This is a genomic window from Streptomyces sp. NPDC000594 (assembly GCF_040299965.1).
Classification (GTDB): Bacteria; Actinomycetota; Actinomycetes; order Streptomycetales; family Streptomycetaceae; genus Streptomyces.
Map to the genome: position 1 here is coordinate 1 of NZ_JBEPCY010000002.1, position 19761 is coordinate 19761.

Consider the following 19761-nt stretch of genomic DNA (forward strand, 5'->3'; position numbering starts at 1 on the left):
TAGGTCGTGTCTTCAAAGTCCCGTCTGCCGGCCGTGCCCTGGCACGCACACTCGCGATGTTGTCGTCGGTCGCCGATGCTCCGCATGGACTCCCTTCTCCGCCTTGCGATTGCACGCACCAGACCCCGCCCGGCCCGCCCTCCGGGCGAACGACGCTACTTTGAAGACACTCCCTAGCCCGCGTCCACCATCACGCGGCCGTCGGCCGGGGTCGCGACCCTCGGGGCGTACGCGGCCTCGACGCGGGCCTGTTCCGTCGCGTTGGGGATCGCGTTGCGGCAGCTGACGCCGCCCGTGGAGCCGGACATCAGCTGGGAGCAGGGGCCGGGCTTGGTGTCCCACAGGCCCAGGCTGTGGCCCAGCTCGTGCGCGGTGATGCGGGTCTTGTCGTACCCCTGGGTCACCGCCTGCGCGCCGAGTTCGACGCGGACCTGGCCGCCCGGGCGGACCGGGCCGAGGTTGGCCTGGGGCCAGCCGGTGGTGGCGATGATCTGGATCTCGGCGCGGACGCCGGGGGCGGCCTTGACCAGCTTGACGTTGTCGACGTTGGTGTTCCACGAGGCGACTCCGGCGACGACCGCCGCCTCCCAGCCGGTGGCCCGGCTGTCGTCGTAGCGGAGGGTCACCGGGGCCAGTGCCGTGCTCCGGGCCGGGTCCGGCGCGGAGAGGGCGCCGGCGGCCGGGGCCGTGGCCAGGGAGACCGCGACGAGGGTGCCGGCTAAGCCCAGGCGTATGTAAGGCAGCATGACGTTTCCCTTCACAGGTGGGGGCCTCGGCTCCGTTCGGAGCCGGGAGTGTGCGGGAGGTGCATCTGCGGATCGGTGCACGGGGCGGGAGTGCGGAACAGTAGGAGGAGCACGTCTCCTCGCCACCGGCGATCGTGCAGACGGTACAACGCACCCCCTTCACCAACAAGCCGTTGTGCGCCCCCACCTCGGGCATGATTTTTCGCCAGGCCGCGCGCCCCGCCCCCGGGAAAACCCGTGGGAACGGGGGGAGTCGGCGCCTAGTGTGATCCGCTGTGCCCACCAACCAGCAGATAGTCGAACAGGCCCTGGAACGCATCGGCGCGGGCTATGTCTTCCCCGAGCGGACCGCAGGGATCGAGGCGGCGATCCTGGGCCGTCTCGCCGAAGGCGCGTACCAGGACCTGGACGGTCCCGCGCTCTGCGAGGCGGTGACGGGCCACCTCCAGGAGGCGTGCCCGGACCGGCATCTGCGGCTGCTCTGGTCGCGGGAGCCGAGGTCGCTGGAGCCCGTGGACGACGACGGGGGCCGGGCCGCGTTCCTCGCGCTGCTCCGGGCGGAGGGGCAGGGGATCCGCCGTGTCGAGCGGCTGGACGGGAACATCGGGCTCATAGAGCTGCGGCGCGTCGCGTCCGCCGTCGAGGGCGCGAGCGCGATCGGCGCGGCCATGCAGTTGGTCGCGGGCACCTCCGCGCTGCTGCTGGATCTGCGGGCATGTGTCGGCGGGTCCCCGGAAGGCGCGGCGATGTGGTGCGGCTACTTCTTCCCCGACGACCAGGTGCATCTGAACGACATCTACGACCGGTCCACGGACACGACCCGCCAGTACTGGACGGCCGGGCACCTTCCCGCACCGCGCTACACGGACCGCCCGGTCCATGTGCTCACGAGCGAGGCCACCTTCTCGGCGGGTGAGGACATCGCGTACACCCTCCAGGCCCACGGCCGGGCGGTGGTCGTGGGTGCGACCACCCGGGGCGGTGCCCATCCCACGGCACGGCACCCGATCACCGAGCACATCCTGGTGACGGTGCCGACCGCACGGACCATCAGTACCGTCACGGGCACCAACTGGGAGGGCGTCGGGGTCGTTCCGGATGTTCCGGTTCCGGCGGATCAGGCCTTCGAGGAGGCCAGGGGAAGGAGCACCGTATGACCCGGGACAGCGGCGTCGTGGTGGAACGGCTGGACGGATCGGGTGCGGCGGCGGCCGAGGACGCGTTCCGGTTGGTCTACGCGGAGGTGTTCGCGGAGCCGCCGCACAGCGAGACCGAGGACGATGTCGAGATCGCCTTCCGGCGCTTCCCCGCGCAGATCCGGAGGGATTCCTTCCGGGCGACGCTGGCCCGTACCGGGGCGGGGGAGCCGGTCGGGATCGCGTACGGGCACGCGGTCCCGGCGGACACGGAGTGGTGGGACCGGCTGACCGAGCCCGTGACGGACGCGATGCGGTACGAGGACGGGCGGCGCACCTTCGGCCTGATGGAGCTGGCCGTCCGCGCACCCTGGCGCGGGCGCGGCATCGCCCGGCGGCTGCACACGGCGCTGCTCGACGGGGTCCGGGCCCAGCGGGTGCTGCTGAACGTCCACACGGAGAGCGAGGCGGCGTCGGCCGCGTACCGGGCCTGGGGGTACCGGAGGATCGGCGGGACGAGGCCGTGGCCGGGGGCCGATGTCTACGACCTGATGGTGCTGGAGCTGCCCGGGACCGGGTAACAAGGACCGGGGCAAAGGATCGGGCCCCGCACTCGCTGTCCGGAGTGCGGGGCCCGATCGCGTCCGGGCGGGCCGGACGGAGAGGCCGTGACGAGAATCGAACTCGTGTAACTCGCTTTGCAGGCGAGTCCCTGAACCACTCGGGCACACGGCCGTGTGCTGGAACTGGTACGACCGTAGGCCGCGCCACAGGGGGCGATCAAGGTGTCGGGGCGGTGTGCAACGGGACCGCCATACGCCTGCCATACGCCGTTCACAGTCGTAGGACCAAGGGACCAGGAGAGGTCCGGCCGGCGACAGGACCGATCTTGATCCAGGCGCCTTACTCTTGGGCCATGACCGCCCTGGAACCCCGTGACGCCGAGGTCACGACGACGCCCGCCGAGACCCCCGTGACAACAGCCGTCCCCGAGGCCCCCGGCCCCGTCGGCACCCCGGAGGAGACCCAGGGCGGGATCCTCGGGCGGACCTATCGGGCGATGAGCATCGGGACCGTCGCCGTGGTGCTGCTCATCGCCTTCGAGGCGACCGCCGTGGGGACCGCGATGCCCGTCGCCGCGCGGGAGCTGAACGGCATCGGGCTCTACGCCTTCGGCTTCTCGGCGTACTTCACCACCAGCCTCTTCGCCATGGTGCTCGCCGGGCAGTGGGCCGACCGGGACGGTCCGCTGCGGCCCCTCGCCACCGGGATCTCGGCCTTCGCCGTCGGTCTGGTGCTCTCCGGGACCGCGACCACCATGTGGACCTTCATCGCGGGCCGGGCGGTCCAGGGCCTCGGCGGCGGGATGGTGATCGTGGCGCTGTACGTGGTCATCGGCCGCGCCTACCCGGAGCGGCTGCGGCCCACGATCATGGCCGCCTTCGCCGCGAGCTGGGTGATCCCCTCCATCGTCGGCCCGCTGGTCTCCGGCGCCGTCACCGAGAACCTCGGCTGGCGCTGGGTCTTCAACGGCATGCCGCTGCTGGTGATGCTGCCGCTGGCCCTCGCGCTGCCCGCGATCCGGCGGATGGCGGGCGGGCCCGCCGACCCCACCGCGCCCCGGACCGCCTTCGACTCCCGGCGGATCCGGCTCGCCCTCGGGATCTCGCTGGGTGTGGGACTGCTCCAGTTCGCCGCGCAGGACCTGGTCTGGCTCGCCCTGCTGCCCGCGGCGGCGGGCGCCGCCCTGGTGGTCCCGGCGGTGCTCGGGCTGCTGCCCCGGGGCACCTACCGGGCGGCCCGGGGGCTCCCCTCCGTGGTGCTGCTGCGCGGTCTGGCGGCGGGCTCCTTCGTCGCCGCTGAATCGTTCATTCCGCTGATGCTGGTCACCCAGCGCGGACTCTCCCTGGGCCTCGCCGGGCTCTCCATCGGCGTCGGCGGGCTGACCTGGGCGGTGGGCTCCTTCATCCAGTCCCGGGCCCGTATGGAGCCGCACCGCGAGCGGCTGATGGTCATCGGCATGGTGCTGAACACCGTGGCGATAGCCTCCCTGCCCCTTGTGCTGATCGACGGCGCCCCCGCCTGGCTCGTCGCCGTCGCCTGGGGCGTCGGCTGCCTCGGCCTGGGCATGGTCATCGCCTCCACCAGCGTGCTGCTGATGAAGCTCTCCGCCCCCGAGGAGACCGGCGCCAACTCCGCCGCGCTCCAGATCTCCGACGGCTTCTCCAATGTGATGCTCCTGGCGATCGGCGGCGCCGCCTTCGCCGCCCTCGGGGGCGGCTCGATCGCCGGCCATGGCGCCTCGCACACCATCACCTCGGCCACCGAGTCCAACCCGGTCGCCTTCACCGTGGTCTTCCTGCCCATGGCGGTGGTCTCCCTGCTGGGCGTCTGGGTCGCCACCCGGATCATGCCCCGCGACGACCGGCCCGCGAACCGACGGGACGCCCTGCCCGCGACCGGGTGAGCCCTGCCCGCAGCCGGGTGAGCCGGGTGAGCCGGGTATTCGGTACCGCCGCCGGACCGCGATCGATACCGTTCCGCCATGTCCATGGAACTGCGTCTCCGTGACGACCAGCGGGAAGCCCTCACCGCACGTGCCGAGGAGGAGGGCCGCAGCGTGCACGCCGTCGTCCTCGCGGCCGTCGACCGCTATCTGGAGCAGGAAGCGGGCCATGAGACCGTCCGCCGCCTGGGGGGCCTGTACGCGGCCCGCCACGCGGACCTGCTGCGCCGCCTCGGGGAGTGACCCGATGAGCTTTTCGACGGACCCCGGGGCTCTGAGATATCCGACCGACCCCGAGGCCCTGGAGCTGGCGGAGATCGCCTTCGGGGGCCCGGTCGGGGTGCGGGACCCCGGGCTGCTCAGCTCCGCCGTGCACCGGCCCCGCTCGCGCATGCTCGGCGTCGAGGCGTACCCCGGCCTCTTCGACAAGGCGGCGGCCCTGCTTCAGGCGCTGGCCTCCAACCATCCGCTGGTCGACGGCAACAAGCGCCTGGCATGGCTGGGCACGGTCGTGTTCCTGCACCTCAACGGCGTGGACATGACCGACATCGACCAGGACGAGGCGTACCGGCTGATGATCGAGGTCGCCTCCGGCGAATTGGTCGACATCACCGTGATCTCCCACCGGCTGGGAGCGCTCCACGACACGGTGTGACGTTCCCAGGTGACCGCCCGCAGGGCCCCCGCGCGAGTCCTGTGAGGCGGGTCTCAACCGTCCTCCGGGGGGTCCCGGACGGCCCGGCGCACGGTGGTCGCACCGGTAGGGTGGCCCGGTTGTCATATACGTCGTCGTCATATCCGTCGTGACTGGACCAGCGCCGAACCGGAGACCGTGACTACTACCGCCTCCCACTCCCATCACCTCTCGCCCGCCTTCCCCGGACGCGCTCCCTGGGGTACCGCCAGCAAGCTCCGCGCCTGGCAGCAGGGGGCCATGGAGAAGTACATCCAGGAGCAGCCCCGCGACTTCCTCGCCGTCGCCACACCCGGCGCCGGAAAGACCACCTTCGCCCTCACCCTCGCCTCCTGGCTCCTCCACCACCATGTGGTCCAGCAGGTGACCGTCGTCGCCCCCACCGAGCATCTGAAGAAGCAGTGGGCCGCCGCCGCCGCGCGGATCGGGATCAAGCTCGACCCCGACTACAGCGCCGGGCCGCTCAGCCGCGAGTACCACGGGGTCGCCGTCACCTATGCGGGTGTCGGGGTACGGCCCATGCTCCACCGCAACCGCTGTGAGCAGCGCAAGACCCTGGTGATCCTGGACGAGATCCACCACGCGGGCGACTCCAAGTCCTGGGGCGAGGCCTGTCTGGAGGCGTTCGACCCGGCCACCCGCCGGCTCGCGCTCACCGGTACGCCGTTCCGCTCCGACACCAACCCGATCCCCTTCGTGACGTACGAGGAGGGCAACGACGGGATCCGCCGCTCCGCCGCCGACTACACGTACGGCTACGGCAACGCCCTCGGCGACGGGGTCGTCCGCCCGGTGATCTTCCTCAGTTACAGCGGCAACATGCGCTGGCGCACCAAGGCGGGGGACGAGGTCGCCGCCCGGCTCGGGGAGCCGATGACCAAGGACGCGATCTCCCAGGCCTGGCGCACCGCGCTCGACCCGCGCGGCGAGTGGATGCCCAATGTGCTGCGCGCCGCCGACCAGCGTCTTGGCGAGGTCCGCAAGTCCATCCCGGACGCGGGCGGGCTGGTGATCGCCGCCGACCAGGACTCGGCCCGTGCGTACGCCAAGCTGATCCGCGAGATCACCGGGGACAAGGCGACCGTCGTCCTCTCCGACGACACCGGCGCATCGAAGCGGATCGACGAGTTCAGCGAGTCCGAGGACCGCTGGATGGTCGCCGTCCGGATGGTGTCCGAAGGCGTCGACGTGCCCCGGCTCGCCGTCGGCGTCTACGCCACCACCATCTCCACCCCGCTCTTCTTCGCCCAGGCCGTGGGCCGCTTCGTGCGGTCACGGCGGCGCGGCGAGACCGCCTCCGTCTTTCTGCCCACCATCCCCATGCTCCTCGGCTTCGCCAATGAGATGGAGGTGGAGCGCGACCATGTCCTCGACCGTCCCAAGAAGGAGGGCGAGGAGGACCCGTATGCCGAGTCCGAGAAGGAGATGGACGAGGCCAACCGGGAGCAGGACGAGGAGACCGGCGACCAGGACACCCTCCCGTTCGAGGCGCTGGAGTCGGACGCCGTCTTCGACCGGGTCATGTACAACGGCGCCGAGTTCGGTATGCAGGCCCACCCCGGCAGCGCCGAGGAGCAGGACTACCTCGGCATCCCCGGACTCCTGGAGCCCGACCAGGTGCAGATGCTGCTCCAGAAGCGGCAGGCCCGGCAGATCGCGCACAGCCGCAAGAAGCCGGACACCGAGGCCGACCTGCTGGAACTCCCTGCCGAGCGGCGGCCCGTGGTCTCCCACAAGGAACTCCTCGAACTGCGCAAGCAGTTGAACACCATGGTCGCCGCCTATGTCCACCAGAGCGGCAAGCCGCACGGCGTGATCCACACCGAGCTGCGCCGGGTCTGCGGCGGCCCGCCGAGCGCCGAGGCCACCGCCGGGCAGATCCGGGAGCGGATCAAGAAGGTCCAGGAGTGGGCCACCCGCATGCGCTGAACGGCCTCTGGGGCGCCGAACAGCCTCCGGGGGTACGGGGAAGGGGCCGTGCGCCAGGGTGCGCACGGCCCCTTCCCGCGCCCCGGGCACCCCTCCCCGTACCCCCCAAATCCCCCCGGCGCAGGGGTGATCACGGCAATCACGCCCGGATTCTGGACGAGGTCTTCCGCTGAGCGGACCGGCTCGCTACTGTCCCCGACAATGCAAACGCCCCGTGGCAGTCGAGCCGCGGAGTCAGGTCGGCGGGCCATGGCGCCGCCGACCGGCCCCTGGAGGGGGCGGCGCCCACGGGACCGGCGCCGCACCGCGAGGACCAGGGGTTGTGCCGTCACTCACTCCGGAGGAGGGGGCGTCGTGACCGCGGAGACCTCCCAGACGCTCGACCGGGGACTGCGCGTCCTCAAGCTGCTCGCCGACACCGACCACGGGCTGACCGTCACCGAGCTGTCCCAGCGGCTCGGGGTCAACCGGACGGTGGTCTACCGGCTGCTCGCCACGCTGGAACAGCACGCCCTGGTCCGCCGTGACCTCGGCGGCCGGGCCCGGGTCGGCCTCGGGGTCCTCCGGCTCAGCCGGCAGGTGCATCCGCTGGTCCGCGAGGCGGCCATGCCGGCGCTGCGGGCACTCGCCGAGGACATAGGGGCCACGGCCCACCTCACCCTGGTCGACGGGGCCGAGGCGCTGGCCGTCGCGGTGGTCGAACCCACCTGGACCGACTATCACGTCGCCTATCGCGCGGGCTTCCGCCATCCCCTCGACCGGGGCGCCGCGGGCCGGGCCATCCTCGCCGCCCGCCAGGGGGAGACCGACCACCCGGGTTACACCCTCACCCATGGCGAGCTGGAGGCGGGCGCCAGCGGGGCCGCCGCCGCGCTGGTCGGCCTCACCGGGATAGAGGGGAGCGTCGGGGTCGTGATGCTCACCGACTCCGTCCCCGAGCGGGTCGGCCCCCGGGTGGTGGACGCGGCCCGCGAGGTCGTCGAGGCGCTGCGCTAGGCGCCGTGCCGGAGCCCGGGTGCCAGGGGCGGCCCCGTATCCGCGGGGAGACGGATAGATTGGCCGGGTGCTCTCCCGCCTCACCCGTACCCGTGCCGTCGCCGTCTGCGCCGCCCCCGTCGTCGCGCTGCTCGCCGTCGCCGCCTTCGCCCCGCTCCCGTATGTGATCGCCCAGCCCGGTGCCACCGCCGATGTCCTCGGTGAGCACCAGGGCACCGAGGTGATCTCGATCTCCGGCGCGCCCGTCCGCGAGACCACCGGTGCCCTGAGGATGACGACCATCCTCGCCACCGGCCCCGGTACCGAGGTGGGGTTGGGGGATGTGGCCGAGAGCTGGTTCCGCACCGATCGCTCGGTGCTGCCCCGGGAGTCGGTCTATCCGCCGGGGAAGAGCGTCGAGCAGGTCGCCGAGCGCAATCTCGCGGCCATGACGGACTCCCAGCACGACGCCACCCGCGCCGCCCTCGGCTATCTCGGCGAGGACCCGAAGAAGGTCAAGGTCACCCTGCGGCTCGCCGATGTCGGCGGGCCCAGCGCCGGGCTGCTCTTCTCCCTCGGCATCGTGGACAAGCTGGACGGCGACGGTGACGGCGGCGATCTGACCGGGGGCCGCAGCATCGCCGGTACGGGGACGATCACCGCCGACGGCAAGGTCGGCGCGGTCGGCGGGGTCGCGCTGAAGACCCAGGCGGCCCAGCGGGACGGGGCCACCGTCTTCCTGGTGCCCCGGGGGGAGTGCGCGGACGCCCGTGCCGGGGAGACCAAGGGGCTGCGGCTGATCCCGGTGAGCACCCTCAAGGGGGCGGTGGACTCGCTGAGGGCCCTGGAGCGGGGGGAGAAGGTCCCCTCCTGCTGAGATCCCCCCACAGCCCCACAGCCCCACAGCCCCACAGCCCCACAGCCCCACAGCCCCACAGCCCCATGGCACCGGCGGCCTCAGGCGTCCTCCGCCGCCTGTTCCACCAGCGGGATGATCCGCAGCGGCACCGCGTTCTCCATCACGATCGCGGTGGACGCCCGCACGATCCCCCCGAACCCCACCACCCGGTCGATCACCCGCTGGAGATCCGCGTTCGACCGGGCCACCAGCCGGCAGAGCATGTCCCCGTGCCCGGTGATGGTGTGCAGCTCCAGCACCTCCGGCACCCCGGACAGATGCGCCCGTACATCCGCGCCCTGCCCCTGTTTGATCTCCAGCGTGGCGAACGCGGTCACCGGATACCCCAGGGCCGCCGGATCCACATCCGGTCCGAAGCCCCGGATCACTCCCTGGGAACGGAGCCGGTCCAGCCGTGCCTGCACCGTGCCCCGGGCCACCCCCAGCCGCCGGGAGGCCTCCAGCACCCCGATCCGGGGCTCCCGGGCCAGCAGCACGATCAGCCTGCCGTCCAGATGATCGATCGCCACAGCGCCTCCTCAATGGTCATCCTGCACAGGGTGCCGCCCCGTGCCGGGGCCGCACCAGACAGATTGCCCAGTGAAAACGCAAACTATTGCGCACCTTGTGGAACACGCGCAGGCTGCGAATATGACTGAGACCATGGATCACCGTCCGGCCGCCGCGCGTAAGGCAGACCCCTTCCCGGTGAAGGGCATGGACGCGGTCGTCTTCGCCGTCGGCAACGCCAAGCAGGCCGCGCACTACTACTCCACCGCCTTCGGCATGAAGCTCGTCGCGTACTCAGGTCCCGAGAACGGCGTCCGCGAGACCGCGAGTTATGTCCTGGAGAACGGATCGGCGCGGTTCGTCCTCACCTCCGTCATCAAACAGGCGACCGAGTGGGGCACCTTCCTCGCCGGGCATGTCGCCGAGCACGGCGACGGGGTGATCGACCTCGCCATCGAGGTCCCGGACGCCCGCGCCGCCTACGCCTACGCCGTCGAGCACGGGGCCCGGGGCATCACCGAGCCGTACGAGCTGAAGGACGAGCACGGCACGGTGGTGCTCGCCGCCATCGCCACCTACGGCCAGACCCGGCACACCCTGGTCGACCGCTCCGGCTACGACGGCCCCTATCTGCCCGGCTTCGTCGCCGCCCGGCCGATGGTGGAGCCCCCCGCCAAGCGCACCTTCCAGGCCATCGACCACTGCGTCGGCAATGTCGAACTCGGCCATATGAACGAGTGGGTGGGCTTCTACAACCGGGTCATGGGCTTCACCAACATGAAGGAGTTCGTCGGCGACGACATCGCCACCGAGTACTCCGCCCTGATGTCCAAGGTCGTCGCCGACGGCACCCTCAAGGTGAAGTTCCCGATCAACGAGCCGGCCATCGCCAAGAAGCGCTCCCAGATCGACGAGTACCTGGAGTTCTACGGCGGCCCCGGCGTCCAGCACATCGCCCTCGCCACCAACGACATCGTCGCCACGGTACGGTCCATGCGCGCCGCCGGGGTCTCCTTCCTGGACACCCCCGACGCGTACTACGACACCCTCGGCGAGTGGGCCGGGGAGACCCGGGTCCCGGTGGAGACCCTGCGCGAGCTGAAGATCCTGGTCGACCGCGACGAGGACGGCTATCTGCTCCAGATCTTCACCAAGCCGGTCCAGGACAAGCCGACGGTCTTCTTCGAGATCATCGAACGCCATGGCTCCATGGGCTTCGGCAAGGGCAACTTCAAGGCCCTCTTCCAGGCCATCGAGCGCGAGCAGGACCGGCGCGGCAACCTCTGAGCCCTGCCGGACCCGCCTGACCCGCCTGACCTGTCGGACCGTACGCCCGTCCGGCCTGCTTACGATCGGACCTGTGTGCGCACAAGTGATGATCGCCGAGGACGACGAGAAGCAGGCCGAACTGGTCCGCCGCTATCTGGAACGGGAGGGCCACAGCGTCACCCTGGTCCGGGACGGCCGCGCCGCCATCGAGGCCGTCCGCCACCACACCCCGGACCTGCTGGTCCTCGACGGGATGATGCCGAAGGCCGACGGTCTGGACGTGCTCCGGGTCCTGCGCGCCGAGCGGTACGAGCTGCCGGTGCTGATGCTCACCGCCCGCGCCGGCGAGGACGATCTGCTGCTCGGGCTCGACCTGGGCGCCGACGACTACATGACCAAGCCGTACAGCCCGCGCGAGCTGATGGCCCGGGTCCGCACCCTGCTGCGGCGCGGCGCCCATGCCGCCGCCGTGGCCCCCGTCCCCGTACCCGACGATCCGGTGCTGCGGGTCGGCGCCCTCGCCGTCGACCCGGAGCGGCACGAGGTCAGCGTGGACGGGGTACGGGTGGAGTGCACCCCCGGGGAGTTCCGCATCCTGGTGGCGATGGCCGCCGAACCGGGGCGGGTCTTCACCCGGCAGCGACTCCTTGAAGAGTTGCACGGCTTCGCCCGCTATATCGGCGACCGCACCGTCGATGTGCACATCATGAATCTGCGGAAGAAGATCGAACCGGTGCCCCGGCGGCCCGAACTGCTGCTCACCGTCTTCGGCGTGGGGTACAAGCTGGCCGACCGCACCCGTACCCGGGGCGACCGTGCGCAGGCGTGACCGGGGCGCCCGGGGGGAGCGGGGCGCCGCCCGGACCGGGGTCCCGTTCCGCAAGAGCCTGCTCATCCGGCTGCTCGCCGTCTCCGCCCTGGTCGCCGCCTGCTCGGTCGCCGCCACCGCCTGGCTCGCCGTGCAGACCACCTCCGGCGCCATCCGCGAACAGCAGGGCCAGAACCTCACCGACGACACCGCGATCTACCACGCCCTGCGCGGGCACGCCGCCACCCGCCCGCAGTGGGACGGTGTCCAGCGGACCGTGCGCGAGCTGGCCCGTACCCATGACCGCCGGATCGCCCTCACCACCCGCGACGGACGGCTCATCGCCGACTCCGCCGCGACCGGGACCCCCGGTACCGCCGAGGGCGGCGACGGAAAGGGGACCGGCGGGCCGCCGCCCGGGCTGCCCGGCACCGCGTCGGCCGAGGTCGACCCCCTCACCTCCGACTCCGCCTTCCTCCCCGGCGGACTCGACGGCGCCCCGGCGGCCACCGACCGGATCGACCCCCGGGCCGTCGGCCCGTTCGCCCTGCCCGAGAAGGAACGGGCCGAACTGCGGGTTATCGCCCGGCGGATCACCACCTGTCTCGGCGACCGGGGCATCGCCTCCGACATCGTGGCGACCCCCAGCGGACGGCCCCGGCTCCAGCTCGTCGGCACCGAACAGGCGGCGGTCGACGGCTTCCCCTGCGCCTTCGACGCGCTCGACCGGCCCACCAGGACCGAGGCCAAGGCGCTCGCCGCCCTCACCAAGCTCTCCGACGCCTGTCTGCGGCGCCGGGGCGAGGACGGGGTGCGGCTCGGCCTCGGCATGACCTGGAAGTCCCCCACCAACCCGGTCGACCTGGGCGACGGAGCCCCCGAGAAGAGCCGGATGCTCACCCCGAGGGCCGCCGCGCCCACCTCCGCGCCCCAGGACCCCGTGGTGGACGCCCGCTCCCGGGTCGAGATCGGCGTCTTCGACTACCGGCTCCCGGCGGAGTTCGCCCGCGAGGACCGGGCCCGCGACCGGGCCATCGCCTCCTGTGTGGAGACCGCCCGCCGGGAGCAGCTCGCCTCCCATGTCTCGCCCCCCGCGCTGCTCTTCATCGGGGACACCGACGGCGCCACCGTCCCCGGCTTCGACCTCTCCCCGGCGAACACCGCGCGGATCGCCTGGGTGGCGGCCGGGGTGCTCGCCCTGACCATCGGGGCGACCCTGCTCACGGCGGGCCGGCTGGTCCGGCCGCTGCGGGCGCTCACCGGGGCCGCCCAGCGGATGAAGGACGGGGAGCGGACCGAACCCGTCCCGGTCGGCGGGGACAACGAGGTCGGGCGGCTGGCCGCCGCGTTCAACGACATGGCCGCGCACCGGGCCCGGCTGGAGGCCCAGCGCCGGGACATGGTCAGCGATGTCGCCCATGAGCTGCGGACCCCGCTCAGCAATATCCGGGGGTGGCTGGAGGGGGCCCAGGACGGGGTCGCCGAACCGGACGCCGCCTTTGTCGACTCGCTCCTGGAGGAGGCGATCCAGCTCCAGCACATCATCGACGATCTGCGCGATCTCGCCGAGGCGGACGCGGGGGCGCTGCGGATCGCCCCGGAGCCGGTACGCGTCCCCGAGCTGCTGGCCCAGGTCGCCGGGGCGCACCAGGCCCGTGCCGACGCGGCGGGTGTCGCCCTGCGGGTCGACGTACCGGATGGACCAGATGGATCGGACGGATTGGACGCGCTGGACGGACTGGCTGCACCGGACGGACCGGACGGACCGGACGGACTGGACGTGCTGCCGACGGTGGACGCCGACCCGGTCCGGCTGCGGCAGGCCGTGGGCAACCTGGTCTCCAACGCGGTCCGGCACACCCCTTCGGGGGGTACGGTCACGCTGCGCGCGAGCGTGCGCGGGGAGCGGCTCGCCGTCGAGGTCGCCGACACCGGGCAGGGGATCGCGGCGGAGGATCTGGCCCATGTCTTCGACCGGTTCTGGCGGGCGGACCGCTCCCGCAGCCGCCGCACCGGGGGCAGCGGGCTCGGCCTCGCGATCGTCCGCAAGCTGATGGAGGCGCACGGCGGCGAGGTGACCGCGACCAGCGAACCGGGCCGGGGCTCGGTCTTCGCGGTGCTGCTGCCCTTGAGGCGTGAAGGCGGGGCCGGCGGCGGGGCCGATCGAGGGATACGGACAGGGCCGGGGGCGGCGGGGTCGGCGAAGGGCTGACGCGGGGACAACGACGGTCTGACAGTTTCCACATATCTCCGGGACAGCCTGGCGGCAGACCGGGGCGGTGGTCGCGACACCGCCCCGGACCCGGCCACCGAAGGAAAGGGAACCTGTCCCATGACCTCACGAATGTCCCTGCGCGCCATCGCCGTCTCCCTGATCGGGGGAGTCGCCGTCCTGGCGCCGGCGGGCGCCGCCGTCGCCGACTCCTCGCCGACCAAGCCCCGGGTGGTCGACCTGTCCGAAACCCCCGATGGTGTCAAGGTGGATCTGGGCCGCCCGGTGGCCGCCCCCGCCGGCGCCGTCAAGCCGGTGGAGGTGCGGGTCGTGCCGCGCGGTTCGGTGGCGGCGGGCGACAAGCCCGCCCCGCTGCGGCTCACCCCGGCCGCCGTCTCCGCCGACGGCGGTGGCAAGTCCGCCCCGGTGAAGGTGCAGGTCGTGCCGCGCGGCTCGGTCGCCGCGGGCGACAAGCCCTCGCCTGAGCCGAAGCGGGTCTTCCTGGACAAGGTCTCCTCGGAGAAGGGGGCGCCCGTCGTCGTGCCCAAGGGCTCGGTGGCCGCCGGTGAGCGTCCCGCCGAGGCGGGCAGCGCGAGCGGCTGGGCCGTCACCGGCGCCACCGCCGTCGCCTTCGGGGTGCTCGCGGGCGCGGGCGGCCTGATGCTCCGCCGCCGGTCGACCGGCGTCTGACCGCCGCGGCCTCGCGGCCGACCCCCTCGTACTCACCCCGTCGTGCATGTCTCTTCGTACGGGCCGGTGCGCACCCGTCGTACGACCTCGGTACGGGTCCCGTACGCCTGATCTCCGTACGGGCCCGCGCGGCCACCCGCCCGACCGGCGTGGTGGCCGCGCCTCCGCTTCCGCCCGGCCGGGACCCGCCCGACCGAACCCGCCCGACCAGCAGACCTGGAGTCCCGATGCAGCTGTCCCGGCGGCGCTCCCGTCGTGTTCGCCCCGCTCTCGCCGCGCCCTTGCTCCTCGCGTTCGTGCTGGTCACGGGAGCCGGGTGCGCCACCGGGCCGGAGAACGCGGCCACGGTCGACCATGGCCCGGCCACCTCCGCCACCGCACCGCCCGCCGCCGACCGGGCCGCCGCCTCGGCCTCCGGCGGCGACGGCGCGAAGGGGAAGCGGGAACAGCGGGAGGCGGAGGAGCGGAAGAGCGCCCGGCCCACCCGGGTGACCGTCCCCTCCCTGGGCATCGACAGCTCCCTGATGCCCCTCGGCCTCAACCGGGACGGCACGGTCCAGGTCCCGCCCCCCGAGCGGGGCATGACGGCGGGCTGGTACACCGGCGGCCCGGTCCCGGGCGAGCGCGGCCCCGCCGTGATCATCGGACACAACAGCACCGTCCACGGCAAGGCCGTCTTCCACGATCTGAAGAAGATCGCCAAGGGGGCGGAGATCACCGTACGGAACACCGCGGGGACCACCACCACCTTCACCGTCACCCACCGGGAGGCCGTCTCCAAGAAGGCGTTCCCCACCCAGCGGGTGTACGGCCCCACCAACGGCCGCGAGCTGCGCCTGATCACCTGCGACGGCGCCTTCGACCCCGAGGGCCACCCCGTCGACAACCTGATCGTCTACGCCACGCGCACCTGACCGCCGTTCCTCTGGAGGGAGCACCCGGGGCGTCAGCCCGAAGCGGCGCCCCGGGTGCTCCGGGAGCCCGCCGCGCCCGGCACGTTCAGGCTCTCCCGGCCGGTCATCCGCCGGGGCCCGCGCGCCGGGGGCTCACCCAGGGAGGTCAGCGCGCTCCGCGCCGCCGGGGCCAGCAGCGGCGAGAAGTACGGGTTCACCCGCAGCGCCGTGCCGATGCTGCGGCGCGACGGCCCGTACAGCCCCAGCGCCCGCTCGATCTGCCCCCGGTGGTACGAGAACAGCGGACTCCGCAGCCCCTCCTTGGTCGCCCGCTTGGCGTACGGCAGCGCCTCCCGGGGCCGCCCCGCCCGGTACAGCGCCCACCCCAGCGCGTCCGCGACCCCCAGGGAGCGCCGGCCCGCCTCCCACACCTCCGTGAGCCGCCGCACGGCCTCCTCCGGATCGCCGTGGTCCGCCTCGTACCGCCCCCGTACCAGCTCCTGGCCCACCCCGTACCGCTCCGCCCGCTCCGCCGCCGTCAGGACCGCCGCGTACTCCTCCTCGGCCTCCGGCCGCCGCCCCAGCGACTCCAGCAGCTCACCCGCCTCCAGCGCGTACTCCGCCAGCGGGAACCGCGCCCGCGCCGCCCGGTACTCGCGCAGCGCCGCCTCGAAGCGGCCCAGCGCCGCCAGCGAACGGGCCCGGCCCGCCCGCGCGGGGTGCAGCTCGGGGTCGAGCCGCAGCGCCCCCTCGTACGCCGCCACCGCCTCCCCGGGTTCGCCGCGCTCCCACGCCAGATCACCGAGCCGCCGCAGCGCCACCGCCCGCTCCGCCGCCCCGGCGGCGTCCGCGACCGCGTCATGGGCGGTGGCCAAGGCGTCCTCGCGCCACCCCCGGTCCCGGTAGACCTGCGCCGCCAACGCCCGTGCCTGCGGCCCCTGGTACAGCTCCGTCAGCCGGTCCAGCGCCGAGTGGACCGCCTTGTGCGCGCCGACCCCGCCCTGGGCGTCGATCAGCGCCCGGTAGACCGTCCACCGCCGGGGCCGCTGCTTCTGCGCCGCCACCGCGTGCTCCCGGGCGGCCGTGAAGTCCTCCCGCGCCCCGGCCAGCGCCGCCAGACCCAGCAGCGCCTCCGTGTTCCCCTCGGCCGCCGGGTGGACCCCCAGCGAGCTGTCCAGCGCCCGCTGGGCCCGGGGCAGATCGGCCCAGACGGCATAGCGGGCGCCCCGCTCGGCGTAGGCCGTCCCCAGCACCGCCCAGGACTCGCTGTCGTCCGGATGCTCCCGCAGCCACCCCGACCGCTCCCCGATCAGCGCGGTCAGCTCGGCACGCGAGGCGGGCGCCCCGGTGGCGGCGGCCGTCAGGGCCCGCGCGGCCGGACCGGGCGCGGGCGGCGGACCGCCCCCGCCGTCGGGTACGAGCATGAACACCCCGCCGACCAGGGTGGCGACGACCAGCGCCGCCACGGCGGCGTTCTTCATCCGTTCGGTGCCCATGACGCCACTGTGCGCCCATCATCAGCCCATACGAGGAATGGCACCCGCACCCGTGACACGGACGGCGGACGGGTTCACACCGATGGCCCCGGGTGCCACGCTGGGCCCATGGACGATCTCCTCGTACGGCTGCGCGCGGGCCTCCCCGACGACGCGCTGCTCACCGATCCGGATGTCACCGTGGCGTACGGACGGGACATGGCGAGCTTCTGCGACGCGGGCACCCCCGCCGTGGTGGTGCTGCCCCGGACCGTCGAACAGGTCCAGCATGTGATGCGGACGGCGACGGAGCTGCGGGTCCCGGTCGTCCCCCAGGGCGCCCGTACGGGGCTCTCCGGCGCGGCCAACGCCACCGACGGCTGTGTGGTGCTCTCGCTGACCCGGATGGACCGGATCCTGGAGATCAGCCCGGTGGACCGGATCGCGGTGGTCGAGCCCGGGGTGGTCAACGCGGATCTGTCCCGCGCGGTCGGCGCGCACGGCCTCACCTATCCGCCGGACCCCTCCAGCTGGGAGAGCTGCACCATCGGCGGGAACATCGGCACCGCGTCGGGCGGGCTCTGCTGTGTGAAGTACGGGGTGACCGCCGAGTATGTCCTCGGCCTTGAGGTGGTCCTCGCCGACGGTCGGCTGCTGACCACCGGCCGCCGCACCGCCAAGGGGGTCGCCGGCTATGACCTCACCCGGCTCTTCGTGGGCTCCGAGGGCACCCTCGGCATCGTGGTCGGGGCGGTCCTGGCGCTGCGGCCCAAGCCGCCCGCGCAGCTGGTGCTGGGGGCGGAGTTCCCCTCGGCCGCGGCGGCCTGCGAGGCGATCTGCGCGATCATGGAGCGCGGACACACCCCTTCGCTCCTGGAGCTGATGGACCGTACGACGGTACGGGCGGTCAACGCGCTGACCCGGATGGGGCTGCCGGAGTCCACCGAGGCGCTGCTGCTCTGCGCCTTCGACACCTCCGACCCGGCCGCCGATCTCGCGGCGGTGGGGGAGCTGTGCCGGGCGGCGGGCGCGAGCGAGGTCGTCCCGGCGGAGACCGCGGCCGAGTCCGAACTCCTCCTCCAGGCCCGGCGGTCGGCGCTGCCCGCGCTGGAGCGGATCAGCACCGCGACGATGATCGACGATGTCTGTGTGCCGCGCTCCCGGCTCGGCGCGATGATCGAGGGCACCGCCCGGATCGCCGAGGCCCAGGGGCTGACCATCGGGGTCTGCGCCCACGCGGGCGACGGCAACACCCATCCGGTGGTCTGCTTCGACCAGCGGGACCCGGACGAGTCCCGGCGGGCGCGGGAGTCCTTCGACGCGATCATGGCGCTCGGTCTGGAGCTGGGCGGCACGATCACCGGGGAGCACGGTGTCGGGGTGCTGAAGAAGGAGTGGCTGGCCCGGGAGTTGGGGCCGGTGGGGCTGGAGTTGCAGCGGGGGATCAAGGCGACCTTCGATCCGCTGAACATCCTCAACCCGGGCAAGCTCTTCTGAGCCCGTGGGCCCGTGAGGCTCCCGGGCAGCCACGGCCCCCTCTCCCCTCTTCTGTCACTCCCGTCACTTCTGCCGCTCCAGCCCCTTCCGATGCCGCGCCGGATGGCCGGATCCCGCTGGTCCTTGAGGGGTATCACCGGGTGGGACCAAGGTCCGATGGCCGGGGCACGGCCCGCCTTCCTAGGGTGAGGAGACCGGGCCCACCGCTCGTACCGGTGCCCGGTCCCACCTCTGAAGGAGGAGCCGTGCCGGCCCGTCTCGACCACACCGTCGTCCACAGCCATGACCGCTTCGCCGGGGCCCGCTTCCTGGCCGAACTGATCGACGAGCCCGAACCCAAGGAGTTCGGCCCCTTCGCCGTCGTTCCCCTGGCCAACGGGGTGAGCCTCGACTACCTCGACTCCGAGGACGGCTTCCCCTCCCAGCACCTCGCCTTCCTGGTCACCGAGGACGAGTTCGACACCATCCTCCGGAAGGTCGTCGACCGGGAGCTGCCCTACTTCGCCGACCCGCACGCCCAGCAGCCCCAGCAGGTCAACCACCACTTCGGCGGCCGGGGCTTCTATGTCGCCGACCCCGACGGCCACTGGCTGGAGTTCCTGACCCACACCTATGTGATCGACTAGCCCGGCTCCGGCCGCCGAGGCCCACCGTGAGGTTCTAGGGCTCGTCCGGGTCCGCGATCTCGTCCGCCGGGCCGGGGGCCTCGCCCCGGGCGGGGGAGTGCCCCCGGGCCCGGAGCCGGTGCGCCCGGCCCGGCGACAGCAACTCCTCCAGGCCGCCGTCCACATCGAGCCGGTCGCGCTCCGTGCCCGGGGGCACCACCCGCAGGGTGCGCTCCAGCCAGGCCGACACCGCCACCGACGGCGCCTCCATCAGCGCCTCCCCGTCCGGCGAGGTCAGCGCCATCAGCACCACGCTTCTGCCCTCGGCCCGGGACGGCCAGATCCGGACATCCCCCTGTCCGCACGGGCGAAAGACCCCCTCCACCAGCAACTCCCGGGCAAAGGTCCAGGTCACCGGGGAGGCCGAGCCGATGTGAAAGGTGATGTGCACGGCAAAGGGGTCGTCGGTGCGGTACACCAGCCGGGCGGGGACGGGGATGCTGCGCTCGGGCGACAGCACCAGCCTCAGTTCCAGCTCACGCTCGACCACGGAGTGCATGACAGCTCGCTTTCGTTGTCCGTACCGGACCTGGAACAGGCCCTCGTACGGTGAGAGCGGGCTCCCCCTCCGCGATGACGCGACTTCTGGGAAAAACTTTCCGTGACATTCCACTGCGGAGAGTCACCACTCTTCCGGGTCCCCCCGACCCCCGGAACCGTCACCCCAGGCGCCCTCCGGGTACGCCGTCCGGGTGGAACGCCGCACCCGGGTGGCGGCACCGGAGGGGGCGGGAAAGTGCCGTCGCACGGGGTCGGATCGTTGGGCACGGGGAGTCCGCGCCCGCCGGGAACGGAACCTCATCGGGCCGCGGTCGTTACAGCCTGACGGGGCCCAGTCGGCCGCGAGTGTCCGAAAGC

Annotated in this window: 19 protein-coding genes and 1 tRNA gene; 15 read left to right on the forward strand and 5 right to left on the reverse strand. The window is 72.9% G+C overall.

Translation table 11 applies throughout. The features are described from left to right. Positions 1-173 precede the first annotated feature (173 nt). Positions 174-746, reverse strand: coding sequence for a snapalysin family zinc-dependent metalloprotease (locus ABT354_RS02735; protein ID WP_351488062.1), 573 nt, complete (start codon positions 744-746; stop codon positions 174-176). Positions 747-1021: 275 nt separating this feature from the next. Between ABT354_RS02735 and ABT354_RS02740 the strand changes: the two genes are divergently transcribed. Further along, complete coding sequence (locus ABT354_RS02740; RefSeq protein ID WP_351488065.1) at positions 1022-1903, forward strand: S41 family peptidase; 882 nt, start codon at positions 1022-1024, stop codon at positions 1901-1903. Continuing rightward, positions 1900-2463: a GNAT family N-acetyltransferase gene (locus tag ABT354_RS02745; RefSeq protein ID WP_351488068.1), complete on the forward strand. Its 564-nt coding sequence runs from the start codon at positions 1900-1902 to the stop codon at positions 2461-2463. The genes ABT354_RS02740 and ABT354_RS02745 overlap by 4 nt, the downstream gene beginning before the upstream one ends. 82 nt (positions 2464-2545) lie before the next feature. Here ABT354_RS02745 and ABT354_RS02750 read toward each other — a convergent pair. Continuing rightward, a tRNA-Cys gene (locus tag ABT354_RS02750) sits at positions 2546-2617 on the reverse strand. Positions 2618-2798: 181 nt separating this feature from the next. Here ABT354_RS02750 and ABT354_RS02755 point away from each other — a divergent pair. From ABT354_RS02755 to ABT354_RS02780, 6 genes are all read left to right on the forward strand, one after another. Next, on the forward strand, positions 2799-4349 hold the full coding sequence (locus ABT354_RS02755) for an MFS transporter (protein WP_351488071.1): 1551 nt from the start codon (positions 2799-2801) through the stop codon (positions 4347-4349). A 78-nt stretch (positions 4350-4427) separates the two neighbouring features. After that, the gene (locus tag ABT354_RS02760; RefSeq protein ID WP_502983306.1) at positions 4428-4631 is read left to right on the forward strand and encodes a CopG family transcriptional regulator; all 204 of its coding nucleotides are present in this window, start codon (positions 4428-4430) and stop codon (positions 4629-4631) included. 4 nt (positions 4632-4635) lie between these two features. Next, complete coding sequence (locus ABT354_RS02765; protein ID WP_351488073.1) at positions 4636-5043, forward strand: type II toxin-antitoxin system death-on-curing family toxin; 408 nt, start codon at positions 4636-4638, stop codon at positions 5041-5043. Between the two features lie 177 nt (positions 5044-5220). Beyond that, positions 5221-7011 carry a DEAD/DEAH box helicase gene (locus ABT354_RS02770; protein ID WP_351488076.1) on the forward strand — a complete coding sequence of 597 codons (1791 nt, stop codon included), beginning with the start codon at positions 5221-5223 and terminating at the stop codon, positions 7009-7011. Between the two features lie 354 nt (positions 7012-7365). Then, on the forward strand, positions 7366-8007 hold the full coding sequence (locus ABT354_RS02775; RefSeq protein WP_351488079.1) for an IclR family transcriptional regulator: 642 nt from the start codon (positions 7366-7368) through the stop codon (positions 8005-8007). A 67-nt stretch (positions 8008-8074) separates the two neighbouring features. Next, positions 8075-8863: a S16 family serine protease gene (locus tag ABT354_RS02780; protein ID WP_351488081.1), complete on the forward strand. Its 789-nt coding sequence runs from the start codon at positions 8075-8077 to the stop codon at positions 8861-8863. 80 nt (positions 8864-8943) lie between these two features. Here ABT354_RS02780 and ABT354_RS02785 read toward each other — a convergent pair whose 3' ends face one another. Further along, entirely contained in the window at positions 8944-9414 is a 471-nt protein-coding gene (locus ABT354_RS02785) for an Lrp/AsnC family transcriptional regulator (protein ID WP_351488083.1), read from the reverse strand. Positions 9415-9535: 121 nt separating this feature from the next. On the opposite strand from ABT354_RS02785, the gene hppD reads away from it, so the two are divergent. From hppD to ABT354_RS02810, 5 genes are all read left to right on the forward strand, one after another. Next, entirely contained in the window at positions 9536-10681 is a 1146-nt protein-coding gene (hppD, locus tag ABT354_RS02790) for a 4-hydroxyphenylpyruvate dioxygenase (RefSeq protein ID WP_351488086.1), read from the forward strand. 88 nt (positions 10682-10769) lie between these two features. After that, positions 10770-11492 (forward strand): response regulator transcription factor, encoded by a 723-nt coding sequence (locus ABT354_RS02795; RefSeq protein ID WP_351489128.1) that lies wholly within the window; start codon positions 10770-10772, stop codon positions 11490-11492. Next, on the forward strand, positions 11479-13683 hold the full coding sequence (locus ABT354_RS02800; protein ID WP_351488089.1) for a sensor histidine kinase: 2205 nt from the start codon (positions 11479-11481) through the stop codon (positions 13681-13683). The genes ABT354_RS02795 and ABT354_RS02800 overlap by 14 nt, the downstream gene beginning before the upstream one ends. A gap of 120 nt (positions 13684-13803) precedes the next feature. Further along, a complete protein-coding gene (locus ABT354_RS02805; protein WP_351488091.1) occupies positions 13804-14373 on the forward strand; it encodes a hypothetical protein in 570 nt (189 codons plus the stop codon). 227 nt (positions 14374-14600) lie between these two features. Further along, entirely contained in the window at positions 14601-15287 is a 687-nt protein-coding gene (locus ABT354_RS02810; RefSeq protein ID WP_351488092.1) for a class F sortase, read from the forward strand. A gap of 32 nt (positions 15288-15319) precedes the next feature. Here the strand turns inward: ABT354_RS02810 and ABT354_RS02815 are convergent, their stop codons facing one another. Next, on the reverse strand, positions 15320-16762 hold the full coding sequence (locus ABT354_RS02815) for a tetratricopeptide repeat protein (protein ID WP_351488094.1): 1443 nt from the start codon (positions 16760-16762) through the stop codon (positions 15320-15322). Positions 16763-16870: 108 nt separating this feature from the next. On the opposite strand from ABT354_RS02815, the gene ABT354_RS02820 reads away from it, so the two are divergent. Further along, positions 16871-18238: an FAD-binding oxidoreductase gene (locus ABT354_RS02820; protein ID WP_351488096.1), complete on the forward strand. Its 1368-nt coding sequence runs from the start codon at positions 16871-16873 to the stop codon at positions 18236-18238. A gap of 245 nt (positions 18239-18483) precedes the next feature. After that, positions 18484-18864: a VOC family protein gene (locus tag ABT354_RS02825; protein WP_351488098.1), complete on the forward strand. Its 381-nt coding sequence runs from the start codon at positions 18484-18486 to the stop codon at positions 18862-18864. A gap of 34 nt (positions 18865-18898) precedes the next feature. On the opposite strand, the gene ABT354_RS02830 is transcribed toward ABT354_RS02825, so the two are convergent. Then, complete coding sequence (locus ABT354_RS02830) at positions 18899-19402, reverse strand: SsgA family sporulation/cell division regulator (protein WP_351488100.1); 504 nt, start codon at positions 19400-19402, stop codon at positions 18899-18901. Positions 19403-19761 lie beyond the last annotated feature (359 nt).

Coding starts and splice junctions, on each gene's coding strand:
- ABT354_RS02735 (WP_351488062.1), bottom strand. CDS start 746: ATGCTGCCTTACATACGCCTGGGCTTAGCCGGCACCCTCGTCGCGGTC.
- ABT354_RS02745 (WP_351488068.1), top strand. CDS start 1,900: ATGACCCGGGACAGCGGCGTCGTGGTGGAACGGCTGGACGGATCGGGT.
- ABT354_RS02755 (WP_351488071.1), top strand. CDS start 2,799: ATGACCGCCCTGGAACCCCGTGACGCCGAGGTCACGACGACGCCCGCC.
- ABT354_RS02760 (WP_502983306.1), top strand. CDS start 4,428: ATGTCCATGGAACTGCGTCTCCGTGACGACCAGCGGGAAGCCCTCACC.
- ABT354_RS02765 (WP_351488073.1), top strand. CDS start 4,636: ATGAGCTTTTCGACGGACCCCGGGGCTCTGAGATATCCGACCGACCCC.
- hppD (WP_351488086.1), top strand. CDS start 9,536: ATGACTGAGACCATGGATCACCGTCCGGCCGCCGCGCGTAAGGCAGAC.
- ABT354_RS02795 (WP_351489128.1), top strand. CDS start 10,770: ATGATCGCCGAGGACGACGAGAAGCAGGCCGAACTGGTCCGCCGCTAT.
- ABT354_RS02805 (WP_351488091.1), top strand. CDS start 13,804: ATGACCTCACGAATGTCCCTGCGCGCCATCGCCGTCTCCCTGATCGGG.
- ABT354_RS02810 (WP_351488092.1), top strand. CDS start 14,601: ATGCAGCTGTCCCGGCGGCGCTCCCGTCGTGTTCGCCCCGCTCTCGCC.
- ABT354_RS02815 (WP_351488094.1), bottom strand. CDS start 16,762: ATGGGCACCGAACGGATGAAGAACGCCGCCGTGGCGGCGCTGGTCGTC.
- ABT354_RS02820 (WP_351488096.1), top strand. CDS start 16,871: ATGGACGATCTCCTCGTACGGCTGCGCGCGGGCCTCCCCGACGACGCG.
- ABT354_RS02830 (WP_351488100.1), bottom strand. CDS start 19,402: ATGCACTCCGTGGTCGAGCGTGAGCTGGAACTGAGGCTGGTGCTGTCG.